Raw genomic sequence first — 17,195 nt, forward strand, 5'->3', positions numbered from 1 at the left:
GGACGACAGGTCTGTTGTCTAAACCTAGCATCTTTGCGCCCGCGGCCTGTAGCGCACATCAACGGTTCAGGCGATTGTCGATCAGCCCCTGGACCACGCCGGGGTCGGCCAGGGTCGAGGTGTCGCCCAGGTTTTCCAGTTCGTTGCAGGCGATCTTGCGCAGGATGCGCCGCATGATCTTGCCCGAACGAGTCTTGGGCAGGCCCGGTGCCCATTGCAGCATTTCCGGCTTGGCGAAGCTGCCGATCTCCTTGCTCACCAGGGCCAGCAGCTCCTGCTTGAGCGCGTCGCTTGGCTCGATGCCGTTCATGGCGGTGACGAAGGCGTAGATGCCCTGGCCCTTGAGGTCGTGCGGATAACCGACGACGGCGGCCTCGGCGACCGAGTCGTGCAGTACCAGTGCACTCTCCACCTCGGCGGTGCCGATGCGGTGGCCGGAAACGTTGATCACATCGTCCACGCGGCCGGTGATCCAGTAGTAGCCATCCTCGTCGCGGCGCGCGCCGTCGCCAGTGAAGTAGTAGCCGGGGTAGGGCTTGAAGTAGGTATCGATCATCCGCTGGTGGTCGCCGTAGACACTGCGGATCTGGCTCGGCCAACTCGCTTTGATCGCCAGGACGCCGGAGGCGGGGCCGTCGATTTCCTTGCCCTGTTCATCCAGCAGTACCGGTTGCACACCGAAGAAGGGACGGGTGGCAGAGCCCGGCTTGAGGTCGGTGGCGCCGGGCAGTGGGGTGATCAGGATGCTGCCGGTCTCGGTCTGCCACCAGGTATCGACGATAGGGCAGCGCTTCTCGCCCACGACGTTGAAGTACCATTCCCAGGCTTCCGGGTTGATTGGCTCGCCCACCGAGCCAAGCAGGCGCAGACTGCTGCGGTCGGTCTTCTGCACCGGGGCTTCGCCCTCGCGCATCAGGGCGCGGATTGCGGTCGGCGCGGTGTAGAAGATGTTCACCTGGTGTTTGTCGATCACCTGCCAGAAGCGCGAGGCGTCAGGATAGTTCGGCACACCCTCGAACATCAGGGTGGTGGCGCCGTTGGCCAGCGGGCCGTAGACGATGTAGCTGTGGCCGGTGACCCAGCCCACATCCGCCGTGCACCAGTAGATGTCGCCGTCGTGGTAGTCGAACACGTACTTGTGGGTCATTGCCGCGCCGAGCAAGTAGCCGCCGGTGGTGTGCAGTACACCCTTGGGTTTTCCGGTGGAGCCGGAGGTGTAGAGGATGAACAGCGGGTCCTCGGAGTCCATTGGCTCGGGTGCGCAGTCCTCGCTGACTTCGCGCAGCGCCTCGTGGTACCAGATGTCACGGCCTTCGACCCACGGGATCTCGCCCTGGGTGCGCTCGACCACCACCACGGTGGAAACGTTCGGGCAATCGGCCAGGGCCTTTTCCACGTTCTTCTTCAGCGGGACGTATTTGCCGCCGCGCACGCCTTCGTCGGCGGTGATTACGGTCCGGCAGTCGGCATCGTTGATGCGGTCACGCAGGGCATCCGGGGAGAAGCCGCCGAACACCACCGAGTGGATCGCGCCGATCCGCGCGCAGGCGAGCATGGCGTAGGCCGCCTCGGGAATCATCGGCATGTAGATGCAGACCCGGTCGCCTTTCCCTACGCCGCGGCTCTTGAGCACGTTGGCCAGGCGGCAGACATGGCTGTGCAGCTTGCGGTAGGTGATGTTGGCGGATTCGCTGGGGTTGTCGCCTTCCCAGATGATCGCGACCTGCTCGGCGCGCTGCTCCAGGTGGCGATCGATGCAGTTATAGGTGACGTTGAGCTGGCCGCCCTTGAACCAGGTGGCCTGGCCCTTCGACAGATCGCCATGGTGTACCGAGTGCCAGGGCTTGAACCAGTCGAGGAACGCCTTGGCCTGCTCGCCCCAGAAGGCTTCCGGGTCGTCTACCGATTGCTTGTAGAGGCGCTGGTACGCGTCATTGTCGAGGTAGGCACGCTTGCGTACGGCCTCCGGCACGGGGTGAAGGCTGATCTCGTACATGGGGAATCCTTGTTGTTGTTGAGCCGAGATGCCCCAAGGGTGCATCCAAGGCCAGGCGGGTTCAAGGGTTGTCCATGTTGTTTCGACGCGCCATCGCGCCGGATCGTTCAGAGGAGGCGTATTCCTGCTGGGCGGCGACCAGGCGCCGGGTCGATTCGCCGTAGCGCCGGGCTATCGCATCGAGCGTGCTGTCGAGCGTCGGGATCGCCGTGGCGCCGAGTCCTGGCAATGCTGGGTGGTCGGCAGGCGAGTCCGGCAGGAACAGTAGTCCACCGGCACTGCTGGCGGGTTGTGCGGCGCTGCCCCGTACTTCTGTTCGGAAGGTCCGCGCCCAGGCGTCCACGGCCAGCGCCAGGCTGACTTCATCGAAGCCCTGCTCCAGTGGGACGCTGAAAACCTCGTGGTTCCAGAGGGCGAGGTAGTTGCCGGCGGCGGTCAGGTAGCCGCTGGCGCCGAGGTTGAAGCGCTGGCTGTCGTGCCGTGGCGACCAGTCCTGCACGCCGAACTCCCGAGCGAGCCTCGCGGCCCTGGGTTTGCCGGCGATGGCCTCCACCAGTGCAAGCGACAGCGGTAGCGCAGCGGTAACACCGGAGGTGGTGATCACTTTATCGTCCGCTACATAGCGGCGATTTTCCTCCCAGTCCGCATCGGGGTAATCCTCGAGGCGTTGCTTGCGCGAGTACCAATGGCCGGTGGCGCGTCGGCCATGCAACAGCCCCGCGTTGCCCAGCACCAGGACGCCATCGCAGATGCCGACGATGGTCGCGCCCTGCGCCGCCTGAGCCTGGACGAAAGCCAGCAAGGCGGGGTCTTTGCTGTCATGCACGGCGGGCACTATCAGGTAGTCGGCACCCTGTGGATAACGTTGCGCAAATGCCTCCAGCGTGTCCTGCGGCTGAAGTCGCAGGGCAGGCATCAGTTGCACCGGACCGGGCTCCGTCGCGAGGGCGAGCACTTGCGCTGCGCCCGAGCGGCGCAGTACGCCGAGAGGGACGACATAGTCCGCGAGTTCGGTCATGTGGTTCTGTGCGATGACGGCGATGACTGGGCGCTCACGGCCGAAGCGCGCTTGATAGGGCGCAAGCGCCTCGTCGTCAGCCTGCGCGGCGTGGGTGCAGAGCAGCAGGATGAGGAATAGCAGGAAAGTGTCCATAAATGTCTCCGGGTGGGATTTCCATCCTGCCGGCGATAAGTCTGTCAGTTCTGACGCTGATAGATGAAAATCTGTCAATCGCCGCCAGGAATTCTCCCCGATGAATGCCCCTCACCGCGTTCTGCTGCTGATCTTCCCGGACTTCCAATTGCTCGATGCCACCGGGCCGGCCGATGTGTTCGCCGCAGTGGATGAGCACCTGCCCGCCGCTGCGCGCCCCGCCTACCTGCTCGAGGCGATATCGCCCGATGGTGGGTTGGTTCGCTCCAGCACTGGACTGGAAGTGGCGACCAGGGCTCTGCCGGAGCCGCAGCAGGCGGCCGGCTGCACTGTGCTGGTGGCGGGCGGCCATGGGGTGCAGGCGGCCCTTCAGAACGGTGAAGTAGCGCGATGGCTGGCACAGGCCGCAACCCACGCCGCGCGCTGCGGTTCAGTGTGCACCGGGGCCTTTCTGCTGGCGCAGGCCGGGCTGCTGGAGGAGCGCCCGGCAGTTACCCACTGGCGATACGCCGAACTGCTTCAGCGGCTGTTTCCTCGCTTGCGGGTCATGCACGACTCGCTGTTCGTCCGTGACGAGAAGTTCTACAGCTCCGCCGGTGTGACGGCCGGGATAGACCTGTGCCTGAGCCTGGTGGAGGAGGACCATGGCCGTGACCTGTCGCTGCGGGTTGCCCGTGGGTTGGTGATGTACCTGCGTCGACCTGGCGGCCAGCGTCAGTTCAGCGCCGAACTGCTGGCGCAGCAGGCGCCGCCGGGCGGGCAGATGGAGCGCTTGGTGGAGTGGCTGCGTGAACGGCTGGCGGAAGCCCTCGATGTCGAGGGGATGGCCGCGCAGATGGCCGTATCAGTGCGCACCCTGCATCGGCATTGCCAAGCGGAGATGGGTATGACTCCCGCGAAGCTGTTGCTGGAGTTGCGTCTGGAAAAGGCCAGCCAGTTGTTAGAGGCGGGCGAGTCGTCGCTCAAGCGCGTGGCGCAGCACGCAGGTTTTGGCAACGAGTACAACTTGCGGCGCGCCTTCGTGCAGGCGCTGGGCGTGACACCCGGGGAGTTTCGGCAGCGATTCTGCCGCTAGCAGGAGGCGGACGGATGCGCAGGGTACGCACCCGTCCGTTTCGCCATCAGCCGCGGTGACGGCCGCGGAAGAAGTCGATCAGGCCTTGGGTGGAACCATCCTCGGCGGCGCTTTCCTCGCTGCCGACCAGGCGGCCGTAGACGGCCTTGCCCAGCTCCTTGCCCAGCTCCACGCCCCACTGGTCGAAGGCATTGATGCCCCAGAGGATGCTCTGTACGTACACCTTGTGCTCGTACATGGCGATCAGCGCGCCCAGGCGGCGGGCGCTGATGCGCTCCAGCACCAGGGTGTTGCTCGGGCGGTTGCCCGGGATCACCTTGTGCGGCGCCAGGCGTTGCACTTCGGCCTCGTCGACCCCCTTGGCGCGCAGCTCGGCCTCGGCCTCGGCGCGGCTCTTGCCGACCATCAGCGCCTGGCTCTGCGACAGGCAGTTGGCGTACAGCCACTGGTGGTGATCGGCGACTGGGTTGTAGCTGGACACCGGGACGATGAAATCTGCCGGGATCAGGTGGGTGCCCTGGTGCAGCAACTGGTGATACGCGTGCTGGCCGTTACACCCCACGCCGCCCCAGATCACCGGGCCGGTGCCGGCGGATACCGGTGTGCCGTCCTGGCGCACGCTCTTGCCGTTTGACTCCATGTCCAACTGCTGCAGGTGGTCGGTGATGTTCCGCAGGTAGTAGTCGTAGGGAAGGATCGCGTGGCTGCGCGCGCCCCAGAAGTCGCCGTACCAGACGCCCAGCAGGCCCAGCAGCACCGGGATGTTCTTCTCGAACGGCGAGGTCAGGAAGTGCTGGTCCATGCTGTAGGCGCCGGACAGCAGCTCCTTGAAGTTGTTGATACCCACCGACATGGCGATCGGCAGGCCGATGGCCGACCACAGCGAGTAGCGACCACCGACCCAGTCCCACATCGGGAAGACGTTCTCCGGGCGGATGCCGAAGGCCGAGGCGGCTTCCTTGTTGCTGGAAACGGCGATGAAGTGGCGATACAGCTCCGCCTCGCTGCCACCCTGGGCCAGGTACCAGGCACGGGCGGCCTGGGCATTCTTCAGGGTTTCCAGGGTGCCGAAGGACTTCGACGAGACGATGAACAGCGTGGTCTCGGCGTTGAGCTTGGCGGTCATCTCGCGGAATTCGCTGCCGTCGATGTTCGCCAGGTAGTGGCAACGCACGCCTTTCTGGGCGAAGGGTAGCAGCGCCTCGGAGACCAGTTGCGGGCCGAGGAAGGAACCACCGATGCCGATGTTCACCACGTCGGTGATCGGCTTCTCCGTGTAGCCGCGCCACAGGCCGTTGTGCACGGCAGCGACCAGTTCGGTCATCTGGTGCAGAACACGGTGCACCTCGGGCATCACGTCAACGCCATCGACCATCACCTTGTCGCCGATGGGGCGGCGCAGCGCGGTGTGCAGCACCGGGCGGCGTTCGGAGGCGTTGATCACCTCGCCACGGAACATCGACCCGATGGCCTCGCCCAGCTTGGCTTCCTCGGCGAGCTTCACCAGCAGGTCGAGGGTGTCCTGGCGGATCAGGTTCTTCGAAAAGTCGAGGAACAGGCCACAGGCGCTAAGGGAGAAACGCTTGAAGCGCTCCGGATCCTCGGCGAATGCCTCGCGCATGGTGAAGTTCTGCAGATCCTGGCGGTGGGCGGCCAATTCCTGCCAGCTTGCCAGTTTGGTGGCATCCAGCGGGGTGAGGTGGTGTTCCATGACGTACCTTCGGGTAAGACGTGCGTGTTTGAACGAGGCTTTGGAACTGGGGAGGGCCCGTTGGTTCCGAGCCTTCCCCGCGGCTCAGGCGAGCTGAACCGGGATAGCGTTGCTGGTATGGCTGAGTTCGTTGCCGGGCGCCATGTACAGCATGCGCGGCTTGTAGCCTTCCAGCTCGGCGTCGCTGAACTGAGCGTACGCGCAGATGATCACTCGGTCACCCACCTTGGCCTTGTGGGCGGCGGCGCCGTTGACGGAAATCATCCGCGAACCTTCCTCGCCACGGATGGCATAGGTGGTGAAGCGTTCGCCATTGTCGACGTTATAGATCTGGATCTGCTCGTACTCGCGGATGCCGGCGAGATCCAGCCATTCGCCGTCGATGGCGCAGGAGCCTTCATAGTCGAGCACAGCGTGGGTGACTTCGGCGCGGTGCAGTTTGGCTTTGAGCATGATGCTCTGCATGGCGGGGCTCCTGTTTTTCTTCTGGTCGAGGAGAGCGGGGCGAGTATGCCCGAGCACCCGAAGTCGCTCAAGGCAGCGACTGGCGCGGCTTCGAGGCGAAAATTCGGGCGTCGGGCGGGGAATCAGTCGATGTGGAAGGCGAGGTTGTCGATCAGCCGGGTGGTGCCTAGGAAGGCGGCAACCAGAATCACCAACTGATGGTCTTGCGCGGTGGCCGGGCGCAGGCTGGCGGACTCGCGGGCCTCAAGGTAGTCGATACGCAGGCCGGCCGCTTCGATCTGTTGGCTGCCCTCGGACAGTAGCGCGGGGAAGTCGCGCTCGCCCTGGCGGATACGCTCGGCAAGGTGCTTCAGGGTGCGCTGCAGGACAGGCGCGATGGCGCGCTGTTCCTCAGTGAGGTAGCCGTTGCGCGATGACAGGGCGAGGCCGTCCTCGGCGCGCACGGTGGGCTCGCCAAAGATCTGGATCGGCAGGTTCAGGTCGCGCACCAGCTTGCGGATCACCGCCAACTGCTGGAAATCCTTCTCGCCAAATAGCGCCATGTCGGGCTGGACCATGTTGAACAGCTTGCAGACCACCGTGGCGACACCATCGAAGTGACCCGGACGGCTGCCGCCGCACAGGCCCTCGGAGACTCCGGTGACATGCAGTTTGGTCTGGCCTTCCATGCCGTCGGGATACATCTCCTCGACAGTGGGGGCGAACAGCAGGTGGCAGCCGGCGTTGAGCAGTTTCTCCTGGTCCGCGACCAGGGTGCGCGGGTACTTGTCCAGGTCTTCGCTGGGGCCGAACTGCAGCGGGTTGACGAAGATGCTCGCCACCACGAAGTCGGCGCGCTGGCTGGCCTTGGTCACCAGCGCGGCGTGGCCTGCGTGCAGGTTGCCCATGGTCGGCACCAGCGCGATGCGCTTGCCTTCGCTACGGGCACGCGCCACGGCGGCGCGCAGCTCGCGGACTGTCTTGACTGTATTCATCAGGCGAAACCGTGCTCCGGGCCAGGGAAGGTGCCGTCCTTGACTGCCTTTACATAGGCGGCGAAGGCGGACTGGATGTCGGGCTGGCCTTCGAGGAAGTTCTTCACGAACTTCGGCGAACGGCCGGACAGAGACAGGCCGAGCATGTCGTGCATCACCAGCACCTGGCCGTCGGTCCCGGCGCCAGCACCGATGCCGATGACTGGGATCTTCACGGCTTCGGTGATTTCCTGCGCCAGGGCGGACGGCACGCACTCCAGCAGCAGCGCGGCGGCGCCGGCCTGCTCCAGGGCGATGGCGTCTGCGCGCAGCTGGCGTGCCTGGTTTTCCTGGCGGCCCTGGACTTTGAAACCGCCGAACAGGTTGACGGCCTGCGGGGTGAGGCCCAGGTGCGCACACACCGGGATTCCTATCTGGGCCAGGCGGTTGATCGGCTCGGCGAGCCAGGCGCCGCCTTCGAGCTTGACCATGTGGGCGCCGGCCTGCATCACTTTCACCGAGTCGCGCAGCAGCTGGTCCAGCGAGGTGCCGGATTCGAACGGCAGATCGGTGACGATCAGCGCGCCCTTGTTACCGCGTTTCACGGCGGCGGTGTGGTAGGCCATGTCCTCGACGGTCACCGGCAGCGTGCTGTCGTGACCTTGCAGCACCATACCCAGGGAGTCACCGATCAGCAGCATTTCGGCACCGGCCAGGCTGGCGGTGTGGGCGAAAGTGGCATCGTAGGAGGTCAGCATCGCGATCTTTTCGCCGCGTTGCTTGAGACCTTGCAGGGTGGTCAGGGTGACATCAGGCATGAAAGTGTCCTCGGTTCTGCGCCGGGCAGGGGCAAACGGGGCCCTATAGTCCGGATCGAAAAAGGCTAAGTCAATTGCAGGTGTTACCGGACTGTTACGGCGTTACTGCCAGTGCGCCCTACGCCTGGGGCGCAGCATGCCTCAGGACAGGCGCTCAAGGCCGCTGAACGGACAGGCGGCGAGCAGCTCGGGGAGGGTGCGCCCGTCGGGGAAACGCAGCTGCGGAGCTAGGTCCGCCAGCGGGTAGAGCACGAAGGCGCGGGCGTGCATGTGGTAGTGCGGTACGGTCAGGCGCGGCTCGTCGATCAGGCGCTCGCCGAACAGCAGGATATCGAGGTCGAGGGTACGCGGCCCCCAGCGCTCGTCCTTGCGCACGCGGCCCTGCTCCAGCTCGATGGTCTGCAGGGCGTCGAGCAGCGCGAGGGGCTCCAGGTCGGTATCCAGAGCGGCCACAGCATTGACGTAGCGTGGCTGGTCTGGCGGGCCCAGCGGGTCGCTGGCGTAGAGCGGGGAGACTACCGCCACCTTGGTAGCGGGGACCTGCTCCAGCGCCTTCAGAGCGGCTTCCAACTGCTGGCGCGGCTCGGCGAGGTTGCTGCCGAGTCCGATGTACACCCGTTCGCTCATTCGCTGCTGGCGCTTTCGGTGCGCGGCCCGCGACGACGGCGATTGCTGCCGCCACGGCGACGCTTGCGCGGTGCGGGGCTGCCGCCTTCTTCCTGCTGGCTGGCCAGATTGCGGATCATGCCGCGGCGTTCACCGTCGCTGGCTTCCTGGTAGTCGGTCCACCAGTCGCCGAGGCCACCGGTTTCCTCGCCAGCGCTCTCGCGCAGCAGCAGGAAATCGTAGCCGGCGCGGAAACGCGGGTTTTCCAGCAGCAGGTCGGCCTTCTTGCCCTGGCGGCGCGGCAGGCGCTCCTGCATGTCCCAGATCTCGCGGATCGGGATAGTGAAGCGCTTGGGCACTGCAGTGCGGCGGCACTGCTCGAGGATCAGCTCATGGGCGGCTTCCTGCATCGCCGGGATCGGCGGCATGCCTCGGTCCTGCAGCTTCAGCACGCGGGCGGGCAGGGCCGGCCAGAGTAGCGCGGCGAACAGGAAGGCCGGGGTGACCGGCTTGCCCAGGCGGATGCGCTCGTCGGTGTTGGCCAGGGCCTGGCGCATCAGTTTGCCGGCGTACTCGGGGTCGTCCTTCAGCGCCTTGGCGCTCGCCGGGAACAGCGGGGCGAACAGCTCGTACTCGTTGAGCAACTCAAAGGTGCGTTCGGCCTTGCCGCTGAGGAACAGCTTGAGGATTTCGTCAAACAGGCGCGCCGACGGGATCTCATTGAGCAGCGGCGCCAGGCGGCGGATCGGCGCGGCACTGTGCTTCTCGATCTCGAAGTCCAGCTTGGCGGCGAAGCGCACGGCCCGCAGCATACGCACCGGGTCCTCGAGGTAACGCTGCTCCGGATCGCCGATCAGACGGATCAGGCGGTTGCGGATGTCGCGCACGCCGTGGGCGTAGTCGAGGATGCGCTCGCCGGTGACGTCGAAGTACAGGGCGTTGATGGTGAAGTCGCGGCGCTGAGCGTCGTCTTCCAGAGTGCCGTAGACGTTGTCACGCAGAATACGGCCGGCCTCGTTGCGGGAGGCGTGGGCGTTATTGGCGTCCTCGTCATCTTCGCTGACCGGATGGTTGGCGCGGAAGGTGGCAACCTCGATGATCTCGCGGCCGAAATGGACGTGGACCAGTTTGAAGCGGCGCCCGATCACCCGCGCATTGCGGAATTCGGCACGCACCTGCTCGGGCGTGGCGCTGGTGGCCACGTCGAAGTCCTTGGGCGGAATACCCAGCAGCGGGTCACGTACGCCACCGCCGACGATATACGCCTGGTAGCCGGCCTTGGTCAGGCGCTCCACGACGTTCACCGCGTTCCTGCTGAACTGTTCCCGCCGCAGCGAGTGCTGATGATTGCCAACGACTTCCGGAGTGGTGCGGACAGCGCGCGGACGGCGCAGTGGGGATCGGATGGACTGGATCAGCTTTTTCAGCATGTGTGCACTATCGGGAATAGGTGTGTGGATGGCATACGCAGGTCTCGGCAAGCCGCCTGATTACGGCGTTTCCTGGAGGATAGCGGGTGTCTGCCGCTGCCTTGAAACAAATGGCAGCAAATCGAATGCCGTCTGCGCCGCGGCGATTCTAGCATCGTGGGATGGGATGATGAAGAAAACTGAGGAAAGGGACTTGCGGGGAGAGAGCGGGGGGTGTAGCGAAAGCTACTGGGGGAGCCGAGGCTCCCCCCCAAATAGGTGCGTGCTTTGTTTTTATTATGATTACCGGGCTTGTTGTTTTTGTTTGTAGACCCGACCCTCAAAGCTACCTGCTTCGGGGAACCTTCCACACTTGGAAGGTGTTCAATAGCAAACGGATTGCTTTGGTCGCTGAGTGAGCAATGATCTTTCGATCCAACCAGTTTTGCGTGCTGTCTCAAGACAGTTTTATTCTTCTTGACTGGTTGCGGGACTGGTCCCGACGGCTACCCTTCTCCAAAAGAATCAGTTAGCTGCGCCTCCGCGATCTTGTTTTTGTTGTGCTGGAGTCGTTTCGTCTTGTTCTTATTGTGAGTGGTCGTGCTTGTTATTGTTGTTGTGCCAATAACAAAGCAGATGCCGTGCCAACTTTTGCGAATCCTTATTTTTCAAGGGTTTGCGAGGATTCTCCCCCAGGCGGTAGGCACAAAAAAGCCGGGTTCCCGTTACCGATGAACCCGGCTTTTGTTACGGAGCTTGTCTCCGGTAACAGTGTGAGACCTCTTACGAGTCAGCCGATGCGCCGGATTTGCGGCGCGGGATGCCCAGGCGCTGGCGGCGTTCCCACAGGCATTTGCGGCTGATACCCAGCTTGCGCGCCAGCTCGGTCTCGGTCATGTGGTCCTGGTGCTCGAGGACGAAGTGCTGGAAGTAGTCCTCCAGCGAAAGGTCCTCGGTGGGCTCGTGGTTGCTGGCGCTGCCGTTGGTGGGGCGCAGGTCGCCGTCATCGCCGAAGTCGTCGTCCAGATCATCCAGCTCGATGTCAATGCCCAGCAGGTCCGCCGGGATTTCCTGGCCTTCGCTGAGGATCACCGCGCGCTCGATGGCGTTCTCCAGCTCGCGCACGTTACCCGGCCACGGGTAGTGACGGATGGCCTGTTCGGCTTCGTGGGAGAAGGTCAGCGCCGGGCGCCCCATCTGGGAGCACTGGCGCGCCAGGAAGGAGCGGGCGATTTCCATCACGTCGGGGCCGCGCTCGCGCAGAGGCGGGAGCTTCAGCGAGATGACGTGCAGGCGGTAATAGAGGTCTTCGCGGAACTGGCCGGTCTTGGCCAGCATCTTCAGGTCACGGTGGGTGGCGGCGATCAGGCGCACGTCGACCTTCTGCGACTGTACCGAGCCGACCCGACGAATCTCGCCTTCCTGCAGCACGCGCAGTAGGCGTGCCTGGGCCTCGAGCGGTAGTTCGCCGATCTCGTCGAGGAACAGGGTGCCGCCGTCGGCCGCTTCCACCAGGCCCGCACGGCCGGCGCTGGCACCGGTAAACGCACCTTTCTCATGGCCGAACAGTTCGGATTCGATCAGGGTTTCCGGGATCGCCGCGCAGTTCACCGAGATCAGCGGCGCCTTGGTGCGCTTGGATAGGTTGTGCAGAGCGCGGGCGACCAGTTCCTTGCCGGTACCGGACTCACCCTGGATCAGCACATTGGAGTCGGTGGGCGCTACCTTGCGGATCTTGGTGTAGAGCTCCTGCATGGGGGCGCAGGAACCGATGATGCCGATCTCGCCGTCCGCGGGGGCGGTGTTACCGCTGCTACGGTCGGCGGCCTTGGCGTTACCGCGGGCTTCGGCGGGAGCGTTACGGCTCTCCTGGCGATCCTTGAGGATGCGCGCCACAGCCTGGAGCATCTCGTCGTGGTCGAACGGCTTGGCGATGTAATCCACCGCGCCCATCTTCATCGAGTCCACTGCCGAGCGCAGGCTGGCGTAGCTGGTCATGATCAGCACCGGAGTGCCCTGGGCCAGCTTGATCAGTTCGGTGCCGGGTGCGCCGGGCAGGCGCAGGTCGCTGACGATCATGTCGAACGACGGAATGCTGTAGCGCTCCTGCGCCTCCTGCACCGAGCCAGCTTCGCTGACCTGGTACTGGTTGCGCTCGAGCAATCGTCGCAGGGCGGAACGGATGATGGTTTCGTCTTCGACGATGAGGATATGTGCCATGTATTCAGCTCTCTCGACGTGCTCGTTTACTGCTCGGCCGTCGGGCCAGGATGCCGCGGCAAGGTGACGCTGATGCGGGTTCCGCATTCGCGTTCGGGGTCAGCCGGGCTGTCTATGGTGATTTGCCCATAATGCTCTTCCACGATCGAATAGACCAGTGCGAGGCCCAGGCCGGTTCCTTTGCCCGGGTCCTTGGTGGTGAAGAACGGCTCGAACAGGCGGTCGATGATCGACTTGGGTATGCCGCTGCCTTCGTCCTCGACGATCAGGTCGATGGTCTGCTCGGAAGCTTCTGTGCGCACGCGGATCGCGCCATTGGGCGGGGAGGCGTCGCGGGCGTTGGACAGCAGGTTGATCAGCACCTGGGCCAGGCGCTGGGAGTCGCCTTCCACCCAGTGTTCCGGATCGCACAGGTTGAAGAACTGCACGTCGATGCTGCGCTTGTTCAGCGACAGCAGGCCGATGGCTTCCTGGGCGACGTCCGCCAGGCATACCGGCTCGGCCGCGACCTGCTTGCCGCCGGCGTGGGCGAAGCTCATCAGCGACTGCACGATGCGCGACACTCGCTTGGTCTGTTCGAGGATCTGCCCGCTGATCTCGGTCAGCTCGCCATCGCCTTCGCGTTCTTCCCGCAGGTTCTGCGCCAGGCAGGCGATGCCGGTGATGGGGTTGCCGATCTCGTGGGCCACGCCGGCGGCGAGGCGGCCGATGGAGGCCAGGCGCTCGGAGTGGATCAGCTTGTCTTCCAGGGACTGGGTTTCGGTGAGGTCTTCGACCAGCAGTACCAGGCCACTGTTACCGGGCGCGAGGGGTTCCTCGATGGCCGCCTTGTGCAGGTTCAGCCAGCGGGTCTGGCCCTCGATGGTCAGGCGCTGCTTGTGCAGGTGTTCGTCCGGCGCGTCGATGAAGCCTTCCAGCAGGCCGCGCCATGGATCGGGCAGGGCGGCCAGGCGCGAGCCGACCACGCGCTGCGCGCTGACCCCGGTGAGGTCCTCGATGGCGCGGTTCCACATGAGGATTTCCTGGTCCTTGGCCAGCGAGCACACGCCCATTGGCAAGTCCTGCAGGGTCTGGCGGTGGTAGCGGCGCAGGGTGTCGAGTTCGGCAGCGAGGCCAGTTAGCCGGGAGTGGTAGTCCTCCAGGCGGCTCTCGATGAAGTGGATGTCTTCGGTGACGTAGGCTTCGCTGCTGGCCTTGTAGGGCAGGAAGGTTTCCACCATGTCCTGTGCCACGCTCGGGCCCATGAGGCCTGAGAGGTTCGCTTCGATGCGGTCTCGCAGGCGGCGCAGGGCGTAGGGGCGGCGTTCGTCGAAGGGCAGGTGCAAGTCGCGCAGGGCCTGCTCCACTTCGCGCTGGGCGGTTTTCGCGCCCAGTGGCTTGGCCAACTGGCTGGCGAACTCCTGCGGGGAAACGGCGATCAGTTCGCGGCGCTGCGGGCGGCGTACGTTGTCCACGGCGCAGGCCTCGGCGGCGCCTTTCTCTTCATCGCTGGCTTCGGTGAACAGCGAGACCAGGGTGAACACCAGCACGTTGGCGGCCAGCGAAGCGAGCGCGGCGAGGTGCCAGGTAGTGTCGTCGAGTACATAGAGCGAGTTGAACAGCGGCAGATAGATGCTCTGCATGTTCGCTACCAGCGGGGTGAGCATGGTCGCGCCCCACACCAGCATCCCCGCCACGAGTCCTGCGATGAAGCCGCGGCGGTTGGCGGTCGGCCAGTAGAGCACGGCTAGCGCGCCGGGGAGAAACTGCAGGGTGGCGACGAAGGAAACGATGCCCAGGTTGGACAGGTCCTGCTCCGCGCCCAGCAGCAGGTAGAAGGCATAGCCGGCCATGATGATCGCGGCGATCAGTGCGCGGCGGGTCCACTTCAGCCAGCGGTAGATGTTGCCTTCGGCTGGCGGCTGGTAGAGCGGCAGCACCAGGTGGTTGAGCACCATGCCCGAGAGCGCCAGGGTCATCACGATGATCAGGCCGCTGGCGGCGGAGATGCCGCCGACGAAGGCGGTCAGCGCCAGGGCCGGGCTGTCCACCGAGATGCCCAGGCCGAGGGTGAAGTATTCCGGGTTGGTCGAGGCGCCCAGGTGCAGGCCGGCCCAGAGGATCGGCGGCACCGCCAGGCTCATCGGCAGCAGGAACAGCGGCAGGCCCCAGCTGGCGCTGAGCAGCGCGCGCGGGTTGAGGTTCTCGGTGAAGGTCATGTGGAACATGTGCGGCATGACGATGGCTGAGGCGAAGAACACCAGCAGCAGCGTGCGCCACGGCCCTTCGGCGAGCGGCGTGTGCAGGGTGCTCAGGGCTTCCTGGTTCTGCAGCAGCCAGACTTCCAGGCCGTCCGGCCCGCCGAACACGCCATAGAGGGCGAACAGGCCGATGGAGCAGAGCGCCACCAGCTTCACCAGCGACTCGAAGGCGATGGCCATCACCAGCCCTTCATGACGCTCGCGGGTGGCGATGTGACGCGCGCCGAAGAGGATGGCGAACAGCGTGATCAGCGCACAGAACGCCAGCGCCGCGCGGTTGGGCTCGGATTCACGGGTGAGGATGCTGATCGAGTCGGTCACCGCCTGGATCTGCAGCGCCAGCATTGGCAGCACGCCGATCAGCATGAACAGCGTGGTCAGCGCGCCGGCCCAGGTGCTGCGGAAGCGGAAGGCGAACAGGTCGGCCAGCGACGACAGCTGGTAGGCCCGCGTGATCCGCAGGATCGGATAGAGCAGCACCGGCGCTAGCAGGAAGGCGCCGGAGACGCCCAGGTAGATCGCCAGGAAGCCGTAGCCGTACTGGTAGGCCAGCCCGACCGTGCCATAGAAGGCCCAGGCGCTGGCGTATACGCCCAGCGACAGGGTGTAGATCAGCGGATGGCGCACCAGCCGGCGCGGAATGAAACCGCGCTCGGTGATCCAGGCGACACCGAAGAGGACCATCAGGTAGGAGGCGCTGATCAGGATCAGCTGGGTGAGGCTAAAGCTCGTCAGCATCGCGCTGGCTCTGCAGGATGAAGGTGACGACGATCAGGATCAGCCACAGCAGATACGGGCGGTACCAGGCGCCGTGGGGATCGATCCACCAGTCCATGATGGCCGGTGAGAACAGGTAGATGCCCACGACCAGAAGCAACACCAGTCGGTAGATGTACATGTCGTCTCTCTCTTGGTTCGGCGGGCAGGCTACCTGTGCGCACAGTCGCCGGCAAGCCGGCGGCCGTTGCCGGCACCGGGGAGCCCTTGTAGGAGCGAGCTTGCTCGCGAACAGGCCCGATGACGCGGTTCGGGTTCGCGAGCAAGCTCGCTCCTACAGAAGAGCAGTCTTTACCAGTCTAGAGCCGCGCATCTTCCAGCGTCAGGCTGTGGGGGATCGCATTGGCATCCCAGTGCGCGGTGCCCCAGGCGAGCACCTCGTGCGGCGTGGCCTGCAGCAGCTCGGTGGGCGGTTTCTGTCCCAGTGCCTTCAAGGCGCGCACCAGCAGCGGGGCGGCCTGGTCGGCTTCCAGTGGCGGCGATCGGTAGGACTTGCCGAGCTTGTGGCCGTCGGGCTGGATGATCAGCGGCACGTGCAGGTAGCGCGGGGCGGCGATGCCCAGCAGTTCCTGCAGGTAGAGCTGGCGCGGGGTGTTGTCCAGCAGGTCGGCGCCGCGAACGATGTCGGTAACACCCTGCCAGGCATCGTCCAGCACTACCGCCAGTTGGTAGGCGAACAACCCGTCGCGGCGGCGGATGACGAAGTCGCCCACTTCGCGGCCCAGGTGCTGATGGAATTCGCCCTGCAGGCGATCGGTGAAGCGGTAGTCCAGCTCCGGCACGCGGATGCGGATGGCGACGTCGCCGTGCCAGTCATGCTGGGCATCGCGACAGGTGCCGGGATAGATGCCGTTGCTGCCTTCGAGTTGTTTGCGCGAGCAGGTGCAGGCATAGGCCAGGCCGCTGCGCAGCCATTGCTCGACCTGGGCGGCGTAGGCCTCGCCGCGCTCGCTCTGGCGCTCGACTGGGCCGTCCCATTCGAAGCCGTAGCGCTCGAGCGTCTCTAGGATGGCTGCCTGGGCGCCAGGCATTTCGCGCGGTGGGTCGAGGTCTTCCATGCGCACCAGCCACTTTCCCCCCACGGCGCGCGCGTCCAGGTAGGAAGCCACTGCCGCCACCAGCGAGCCGAAGTGTAGGTAGCCGCTGGGCGTGGGGGCGAAGCGTCCGACGTAGCGGGAGGCGGGCATGGCTGGGCGTCTCTTTATTCAGCACCAACGAAACGGGGCGCCGCAGCGCCCCGTTCGGGATCAACCAGACTCAGGAGCCCAGCTGCTTTTCCTTGATTTCCGCCAGGGTCTTGCAGTCGATGCAAAGGGTGGCGGTGGGGCGGGCTTCCAGACGGCGGATGCCGATCTCGACGCCGCAGGAATCGCACCAGCCGTAATCGTTGTCTTCGATCAGCTGCAGGGTCTCGTCGATCTTCTTGATGAGCTTGCGCTCGCGGTCGCGGGCGCGCAGCTCCAGGCTGAACTCTTCTTCCTGGCTGGCACGGTCGGCCGGGTCGGGGAAGTTGGCCGCTTCGTCCTGCATGTGGTGCACGGTGCGGTCCACTTCTTCCATCAGCTCAACTTTCCATTTGTTGAGGATGGAGGTGAAGTGCGCGCGCATGCGATCACTCATGTACTCCTCGCCCTTGGTTTCCTGGTAGGGCTCGAAGCCACGAATCAGTTGGCTGCTCTGTTGCTTTGCTTTGGTGGGCATGGATGACCGCCTCTCACTTCGCTAATCCTCTCGCGGATGGTCCCTCTCCGGCACCGCCGGCCCCGCGCTCG

14 protein-coding genes are annotated in these 17,195 nt (G+C 65.0%); 1 reads left to right on the forward strand and 13 read right to left on the reverse strand.

Annotation, left to right across the window (positions count from 1 at the left end; genetic code table 11):
• Positions 1-58: 58 nt before the first annotated feature.
• On the reverse strand, positions 59-1,996 hold the full coding sequence (gene acs / locus IB274_RS25520) for an acetate--CoA ligase (RefSeq protein WP_192435604.1): 1,938 nt from the start codon (positions 1,994-1,996) through the stop codon (positions 59-61).
• A 61-nt stretch (positions 1,997-2,057) separates the two neighbouring features.
• Complete coding sequence (locus IB274_RS25525; protein ID WP_192435605.1) at positions 2,058-3,149, reverse strand: DJ-1/PfpI family protein; 1,092 nt, start codon at positions 3,147-3,149, stop codon at positions 2,058-2,060.
• A 100-nt stretch (positions 3,150-3,249) separates the two neighbouring features.
• On the opposite strand from IB274_RS25525, the gene IB274_RS25530 reads away from it, so the two are divergent.
• The gene (locus IB274_RS25530) at positions 3,250-4,224 is read left to right on the forward strand and encodes a GlxA family transcriptional regulator (protein WP_192435606.1); all 975 of its coding nucleotides are present in this window, start codon (positions 3,250-3,252) and stop codon (positions 4,222-4,224) included.
• Positions 4,225-4,270: 46 nt separating this feature from the next.
• On the opposite strand, the gene pgi is transcribed toward IB274_RS25530, so the two are convergent.
• The 11 genes from pgi to dksA form a co-directional block, all read right to left on the reverse strand.
• A complete protein-coding gene (gene pgi / locus IB274_RS25535; RefSeq protein WP_192435607.1) occupies positions 4,271-5,935 on the reverse strand; it encodes a glucose-6-phosphate isomerase in 1,665 nt (554 codons plus the stop codon).
• A gap of 84 nt (positions 5,936-6,019) precedes the next feature.
• Complete coding sequence (gene panD / locus IB274_RS25540; protein ID WP_045216800.1) at positions 6,020-6,400, reverse strand: aspartate 1-decarboxylase; 381 nt, start codon at positions 6,398-6,400, stop codon at positions 6,020-6,022.
• A gap of 122 nt (positions 6,401-6,522) precedes the next feature.
• Positions 6,523-7,374, reverse strand: coding sequence for a pantoate--beta-alanine ligase (panC, locus tag IB274_RS25545; RefSeq protein ID WP_192435608.1), 852 nt, complete (start codon positions 7,372-7,374; stop codon positions 6,523-6,525).
• Positions 7,374-8,171 carry a 3-methyl-2-oxobutanoate hydroxymethyltransferase gene (panB, locus tag IB274_RS25550; RefSeq protein ID WP_192435609.1) on the reverse strand — a complete coding sequence of 266 codons (798 nt, stop codon included), beginning with the start codon at positions 8,169-8,171 and terminating at the stop codon, positions 7,374-7,376. Before panB ends, panC begins: the two co-directional genes overlap by 1 nt.
• 141 nt (positions 8,172-8,312) lie before the next feature.
• Entirely contained in the window at positions 8,313-8,798 is a 486-nt protein-coding gene (folK, locus tag IB274_RS25555) for a 2-amino-4-hydroxy-6-hydroxymethyldihydropteridine diphosphokinase (protein ID WP_192435610.1), read from the reverse strand.
• Positions 8,795-10,207, reverse strand: coding sequence for a polynucleotide adenylyltransferase PcnB (locus IB274_RS25560; protein WP_192435611.1), 1,413 nt, complete (start codon positions 10,205-10,207; stop codon positions 8,795-8,797). The genes folK and IB274_RS25560 overlap by 4 nt, the downstream gene beginning before the upstream one ends.
• A 762-nt stretch (positions 10,208-10,969) precedes the next feature.
• Entirely contained in the window at positions 10,970-12,406 is a 1,437-nt protein-coding gene (locus IB274_RS25565; protein ID WP_192435612.1) for a sigma-54-dependent transcriptional regulator, read from the reverse strand.
• 26 nt (positions 12,407-12,432) lie between these two features.
• Complete coding sequence (locus IB274_RS25570; RefSeq protein WP_192435613.1) at positions 12,433-15,384, reverse strand: sensor histidine kinase; 2,952 nt, start codon at positions 15,382-15,384, stop codon at positions 12,433-12,435.
• On the reverse strand, positions 15,368-15,544 hold the full coding sequence (locus IB274_RS25575) for a hypothetical protein (protein WP_015478907.1): 177 nt from the start codon (positions 15,542-15,544) through the stop codon (positions 15,368-15,370). Before IB274_RS25575 ends, IB274_RS25570 begins: the two co-directional genes overlap by 17 nt.
• A gap of 178 nt (positions 15,545-15,722) precedes the next feature.
• Complete coding sequence (gene gluQRS, locus IB274_RS25580) at positions 15,723-16,610, reverse strand: tRNA glutamyl-Q(34) synthetase GluQRS (protein ID WP_192435614.1); 888 nt, start codon at positions 16,608-16,610, stop codon at positions 15,723-15,725.
• A gap of 70 nt (positions 16,611-16,680) precedes the next feature.
• The gene (gene dksA / locus IB274_RS25585; protein WP_015478905.1) at positions 16,681-17,124 is read right to left on the reverse strand and encodes an RNA polymerase-binding protein DksA; all 444 of its coding nucleotides are present in this window, start codon (positions 17,122-17,124) and stop codon (positions 16,681-16,683) included.
• Positions 17,125-17,195 lie beyond the last annotated feature (71 nt).

The organism is Pseudomonas sp. PDM18, from assembly GCF_014852585.1.
In the GTDB taxonomy this organism is placed as follows: Bacteria; Pseudomonadota; Gammaproteobacteria; order Pseudomonadales; family Pseudomonadaceae; genus Pseudomonas.